General features: G+C 70.8%; 4 protein-coding genes, 1 other RNA gene and 1 pseudogene. 4 read left to right on the top strand and 2 right to left on the bottom strand.

What is annotated here, in order from left to right; translation table 11 throughout:
• Window positions 1–178: 178 nt before the first annotated feature.
• The 4 genes from I6A81_RS38265 (at window position 179) to I6A81_RS38255 (ending at window position 4,071) form a co-directional block, all read left to right on the top strand.
• Window positions 179–727, top strand: coding sequence for a SigE family RNA polymerase sigma factor (locus I6A81_RS38265; RefSeq protein WP_203001926.1), 549 nt, complete (start codon window positions 179–181; stop codon window positions 725–727).
• Between the two features lie 137 nt (window positions 728–864).
• A complete protein-coding gene (locus I6A81_RS38260) occupies window positions 865–2,013 on the top strand; it encodes a hypothetical protein (RefSeq protein ID WP_203001927.1) in 1,149 nt (382 codons plus the stop codon).
• Between the two features lie 604 nt (window positions 2,014–2,617).
• Window positions 2,618–2,752 carry a hypothetical protein gene (locus I6A81_RS45265; RefSeq protein ID WP_285222846.1) on the top strand — a complete coding sequence of 45 codons (135 nt, stop codon included), beginning with the start codon at window positions 2,618–2,620 and terminating at the stop codon, window positions 2,750–2,752.
• Window positions 2,752–4,071: a tyrosine-type recombinase/integrase gene (locus I6A81_RS38255; protein WP_203001928.1), complete on the top strand. Its 1,320-nt coding sequence runs from the start codon at window positions 2,752–2,754 to the stop codon at window positions 4,069–4,071. The genes I6A81_RS45265 and I6A81_RS38255 overlap by 1 nt, the downstream gene beginning before the upstream one ends.
• Before the next feature lie 1,015 nt (window positions 4,072–5,086).
• Here I6A81_RS38255 and rnpB read toward each other — a convergent pair.
• An RNA gene (rnpB, locus tag I6A81_RS38250) (RNase P RNA component class A) lies at window positions 5,087–5,509 on the bottom strand.
• A gap of 82 nt (window positions 5,510–5,591) precedes the next feature.
• Window positions 5,592–6,064 (bottom strand): annotated as a pseudogene (locus I6A81_RS38245) (hypothetical protein); the annotation flags it as partial.

Genomic DNA, 6,064 nt, shown 5'->3' with positions numbered 1-6,064 from the left:
TCGGGGTGGGGGGGGCGGGGGGGGGCGGGGCCGCCGCCGGCCCCCCCCCCCCCCCCCCCCACCCCGGTGGCGTATGGGGCCGCGTAGCCCTCTTTGACGCCTCGCCCGGCCCAGTCCCCGCCGGCGTGCAACCTTTCGAGGCTCCGGGGGCTTGAGTGGGTGTGAGGACGATCGAGTGATGCATGAACCTGACCCGGGTGACTTCCTGCGGCTGGTCGCCGAGGCCGGTCCGCGGTTGCACCGCACGGCGTTCCTGCTGACAGGTGACAACGCCGCCGCGGAGGATCTGCTCCAGGACGCGCTGGTCACGGCGTTCGTGCGGTGGTCGACCGTCCGCCTTGGTGACAGCCCTGAGGGCTATGTCCGCACCGTGATGGTCAACGCCCGGCGGGGATGGTGGCGGCGACTCGGCCGCCGCGAGGTCCTGACAGCCGAGCCACCGCACCGCTCTTTGCCCTCGACCGAACCACAGATCGACAACCGCGAACTCCTCCGACGCGCGCTGCGGGCCCTACCCGAACGGCAACGAATCGCGGTGGTCCTCCGGTACTACGACGACCTTCCCGAGAGCGAGGTCGCGCAGATCATGGGCTGTGGTGTCGGGACGGTCAAGAGCCAGACGGCCCGCGGGCTGGCCAAGCTCCGTGCCGCGCTCGGCCCCGAGTCGGTGCCCGTCCTTCCAACCGCCCCCCATGCCCGGTCCGGGGAAATGGAGATGAACACATGATGGTCCCCGACGCGGACTCCGACCAGAGGATCAAGGATGCGTTGCGGTCACTGGCGTCTCTCGGGGCCGACGATCCACTACGTGTCCGCACCGTGTTGGCACGAGGTCGACGCCTGCGGCGACGGCGCAGACTCGGCGTGCTGATCGGCGCCGCCGCCCTGGTGGCGTCGGTAGCGTCGGTGGCGCTCGCCGCCATCCTGACCCTGTCAGCTGGCGGCAAGGACCAGACGGTGCTGTCCTCATCTCCCTACGCCGCCGGTGGTCCCGGTTCTCCCTCCGGCGGTGTCGGTCTCGAATGGGAGCCACGGGGCAGGTACGCCGAGGACGATGGCTTCCGGCAGCAGGCGACCGCCCTGTGGGACCGTTCGACCTCCGTCATTCCCCAGGCCCCGCGGGGAGCCCACACCGGCGTCCGGGTCCTCTACGCCGACTACTCCGAGATCGTCGGCGCGGTGGCGGTGCTCCAGGGAGCCGACGCCTCGGGCCAGCTGCGTCTGGGGATCCTGACCGGCCCCTACCGGCTTGTGCCACAACCAGCCCCCGACGCCTCGACGGCCGTCGGCGAGCTGGTTCTGCGCGAAGACCGCCCCGCCCCACACACCGACGCCACCCAGGTCAGCCTGCTGACCCGGCATCTCCCCGCCACCGTGACCTACCGCAGCGACCCCTACACCCAGGACCCCACCCTCCACGACGGCGTCCTGGGACTGGCACTCGCCCAGCCAGACGCCACCGTTCGCAGCTTCACCAGCACCTCCTTCGACAGCTACTCCGACGGACACAGCCCCACCGGCCCCTGGCGCGCGACGATAATGCCGCCGTCCGCGACCCTGGCGAACGTCACCCTGACCGTCGAACACGACGGCAAGGCCATCTACACCGGACCCCTCGACGGCACCGGCCTCGCCGACCCGACCACCCCGCCCGGCGGAACCATCGAAGGGCTCGCCGTCACCTATCTACCCCCCGGCTTCCGCCCCACCGCGGCCCCCACCACACAGACCAGCCAGGGCGTCACCCGCACGACCAGCACCTACCGCGACAGCTCCGGCACCACCATCCAGATCACGGCCAGCCGAGGGAGCTCCGGCACACCACCTGGCGCCACGGGCTCACCGACCACCACCCACGGAGGCAAAGAAGCACAGCTGATCACAGGCGCCGACGGCACAGACACGATCACCTGGCAGGAGACCCCCGACCTCGTCATCGCGATCACCGGACCGCACGCACACCAGGTGGACCTCTACAACATCGGCCACGCACTGACACCAGCCCAGAAATAGCAGGCGCATCACCGTCGCGCGATCGCCGTAGCGTGTCGGTCGACCAAGCCGCCGTCTACCGACACCTCGGCGAACACGCCGGCGCTCGTGGTCAGGGCGGCCACCACATATGCGCTCCACCAACGACCCATCAAGCACCACGGCGCTCGGCCGCTCGGGAACGAGCTGCACCGGAACCGCGGGCGCCACCGGCCTCGCGGTGTCCTCGGCGAGCGCCGCGACGGGGACAGCGGCGGACGTGGCCGGTGCGCCGGTTCCCGGCGATGCCCCGGGCGATGGCAGCGCCGGGTCCCCACCGATCTACGCCGTGTTCCGCCGCGCCCACGCAGGGATACAGCAAGATCAAGATTCCGCCCGAAAATTACGTCGCAGGTCGATCCGCCCGGAGCCGTAAGCGCTGGTCTGACAGTCACGCCAGCCAGCTGGGGCGATAAGGACATGCTTCCCAGCACCATTCAAGCTTGCGCCAAGAACTGCACGTAATCTGCCATCGACAGTCGATCCTTGGCGAAGTTAAGCAATAGTCATCGTTCTTGCTCAACTTAGAGAATGGTGTCGCATATCGCGTTTGCCTTCTTCGTCATGCTGGGCCAGAATTTTCTACGTGGAAATACGCGCAGGTTCGCTCGGCCTGGTCCGCGGCTCGGTGGCCAGGTGGTTCGTCCAACTGGGCGACGACCTGCGGCCGGCGATGACCCAGCCCTCGCGGGCAGCGCTCGGGGCCGGGGAGCATTCCTGATGGCCCGCGTCAAGGACCGCTGGTACAACGCCAAGAAGGGGACCGGCGGAGAGCGAGTGAAGTCCGCCCGCTACGGCAAGGGCGACCGGTGGCAGGTCGAGTACGTCGATGACCAGGGCAACACGAAGTACCCGACGTTTCGTACCAGGGCTGCCGCCGACCAGTTCGCGTCCACCGTCGAGACGGACCTGCTCCGCGGCGCCTACATCGATCCGGACAAGGGCAGACAACTGTTCCGCGACTATGTCGCGCAGGACTGGCTGCCCGCGCAGGTCCAGCACGCCCCAAGCACCGCCGAGACGCTCGACTCGGATCTGCGGAACCACATCCTGCCGGCGTTCGGCGACCGGCAGGTCGGCCAGATCCAGCGGCGGGCCGTCGTCACCTGGGTCGCCGGGCGGTCGAAGCTGCTGGCGCCGCGCACCCTTCACCGGGTGTACGGCTTCCTCGCCACGATCCTCAAGGCCGCGGCCGTAGACGGGGTCATCAGGCAGACCCCCTGCGTGAACATCAACCTGCCGCCGATCACCCAGACCAGGGTGGACCCGCTCCCGACGCTCGCCGTCGAAGCGCTCATCGCCGCCGCCCCCGAGCGGTGGCGGTCCGCGTTCGTCGTCGCCGCCGGCATGGGCATGCGGGAGGGCGAGATCCTCGGCCTCACGCTGGACCGGGTGGAGTTCCTCGGGCGCCGGCGGCGGATCCGGGTCGACCGGCAGGCGCAGACGCTGAACAAGGGCGGGCCCTACCTCCGACCGGTCAAGCGGGAGGCGTCGGAACGGTCGATCCCCCTGCCAGACGTCGTCGGTCAAGCCCTCAGCCGGCACGTCACGACGTTTCCACCGGCGATCGTCGAGGTCGACGAGTACACCGAACGCGCCGCCGGCGCGCCCGCGAAGCGATCCAGGGTTCGTCTGCTCTACCCCGGCCCCGATGGCGGGATCATGCGCCGGAACCGGTTCATCGACTCCGTGTGGAAGCGGACCGTCAAGGCCGCTGAGCGCGCGCTACGCACGCAGGCCGCAGACGAACGCGCGAAGGGCAGCACCGCGGCCGCGGATGCGACCGACGCGGTGGCCGACCGGCTCGCGGGGAAGGTCGACTTCCACGAGCTCCGGCACTTCTACGCCAGCCTCCTGATCCACGCAGGCGAGAGCGTCAAGGTCGTCCAGGCCCGCCTCGGCCACAAGAGCGCCGTCGAGACGCTGGACACCTACGGCCACCTCTGGCCCGACGACGAGGAAGGCACCCGGGCCGCCGTGGACGGGGTGCTCGGGGCCACTCCCGCCGATAAGACCGCCCAGGAGCAGTCCACCGCCTAAGGGAAAACATGGTGATCGCTGATCGCGGCGTGTCCCAGCGCGGAGGGCCGCGCTGGGGTGGTCAGATCCAGGTGGTGACCGCGTTGGGGCCGGGCGGCGGGTCATGACCTGTGGGGCGTTCGGCCGTGATCCCAGATGCTGTGGTGCCGAGAATGTTCTTGTTGGGCGCCACAGCTCATGGGCCGATCCCAGGACAGGCCGGCCGCCAGCGATTTCCAGCGCCCCGCGTGGCTGGCCGGCACCGGCCGTGATCACTAACGGCAAGCCCGGCGAGGCCGTCTGGCCACCCTCGCCGGTGACCGTCCAGCGCTTTGGACGCTGGATGGCACGTGCTGGTCGCTGGTGCGCAGGTGAAGGCCCTCTCCAACCCGCGGAGGAGCGATCACCACCGTCCGACGAGCGACCAGGGCGCCGGAAACGCTCCACAGGCCGGGCCACATTCCGCACGTCCTGTGCGGCCTGGCCTCCGAACTACGGTCAGATGACCACCGCGATGGCTCTGACGATGCGCGATGTCTCTGACGATGCCTGCGGCGATGTCCTCGGCGATGCCACCGCCGCGTCCCGCCAGAGATGCCTGGTCGGCATACCAATGGCCGCCCCACGGGCCGCGCGATGTCCGAGCCGCGACCAACGCGACGGGGATCAACCCGGTGCGGAAGCCAGCCGCGCGGGTCGTTGAGAGGGTGCCAGAGGCACGATCGGCCGGCGAGCACAAGAGCCAGGCCCGACCGCCGTCGTGGGCGCCCTGGGCTGCTCCAGGGACGGCCGACTTCCGCGTGCTTTGGACCCCGCCACCGCTCCCTGATCCATGCCCGCGAGAGCGCCACGGCCGCCCAGGCCCGACTCGGCCCCGGCCGCGCCCCGCCACCTCGACTACCCATAGTCACCGTCGGCCCGGCGAAACGGGGCCGCCGCAGGCAAGATCGCCAGGCGCCTCTCGAAAACGAAACGGCCCAGAAACGGCCCAGGGCCATGATCACGAGAGCAAAGTGCCTGTGCCACAAGGGTTTTGGGGACGAGTCGGCCTGTAAGCCGGATTCTGTGCCGGGCGCCTCGCGGCGCGCCGGCAGCGGTCATCTCTCTGGGGCCGCCGTTGCCGACGGCCTCGTGCGGTCTACCCGTGGACTTGGGCGGGCCGCCCTCGAACGCCCACGCAGCGCCGACCTCGCGGCCGGACGCCTTTTGACCTTGCTCCGGGTGGGGTTTACCAAGCCGCCCGGGTCACCCCGGGCGCTGGTGCGCTCTTACCGCACCGTTTCACCCTTACCGGTGCCTGCCGCCTCGCGGCGCCGGGCACCGGCGGTCTGCTTTCTGTGGCACTTTCCCGCGGGTCACCCCGGGTGGGCGTTACCCACCACCCCGCCCTGCGGAGTCCGGACTTTCCTCGGCGGGTGCCGGCTGACGCCGGCCCCGACGCGACCGCCCGGCCGACTCGTCCCGCCCGACAGCATAGTGCCCGCGGGCCGCCCTCGACGCCCGAGCCCAGGCCGCCTGAGCTCGGGCGGTCCGGGCTCGTCCTAGTGGCTCGGAGGGACGATGGCGGCGCTGATGTCGGCCTCGCGCTCGACCAGCTCGTGGCCGTAGACCGTGGCGGCCTCGACCCGCAGGATCAGGCAGAACGACGGCTTGTTGGAGAACTCGGCCGTCAGTTCGTCGGCGCGGCTGCGCAGGTAGTAGGCGGCGGCGAGGTTCGCGGTCGCGGTCTGGCCCGCGAGGATGAACAGCGGCCGGCGATCCGGGCCGGCGGCGATCCGGGCCAGCAGGGCGAACTCGTGCTCCCCCGGCCGGCCGGCGAACTCCCGGGCGCTCCGGTCGCCATCGCCCTTCTCGCCGCGCAGCCGGCGGCCCTCACGCCCGGCGGGCACGCTGACCGCGATCACCCGGCTCTCCTTGGGTGGGCGCGGCGGCAGGATCGCCTGCGCCGGGTCGGCGCCGTCCAGGGCGGTTCCGTTCGCGCCGTCGCCCGCGTCCGCCGCCGCCGACGACCCGG

The sequence above is a fragment of the Frankia nepalensis genome (genome assembly GCF_016786325.1).
GTDB classification, from domain to species: domain Bacteria; phylum Actinomycetota; class Actinomycetes; order Frankiales; family Frankiaceae; genus Pseudofrankia; species Pseudofrankia nepalensis.
The sequence above is the reverse complement of the archived record's forward strand: the minus strand, read 5'-3'. Positions and strand labels throughout refer to the sequence as shown.

Excerpts from the sequence above, each read along its gene's own strand:
- I6A81_RS38265 (WP_203001926.1), top strand. The coding sequence starts at position 179 with ATGCATGAACCTGACCCGGGTGACTTCCTGCGGCTGGTCGCCGAGGCC.
- I6A81_RS38255 (WP_203001928.1), top strand. The coding sequence starts at position 2,752 with ATGGCCCGCGTCAAGGACCGCTGGTACAACGCCAAGAAGGGGACCGGC.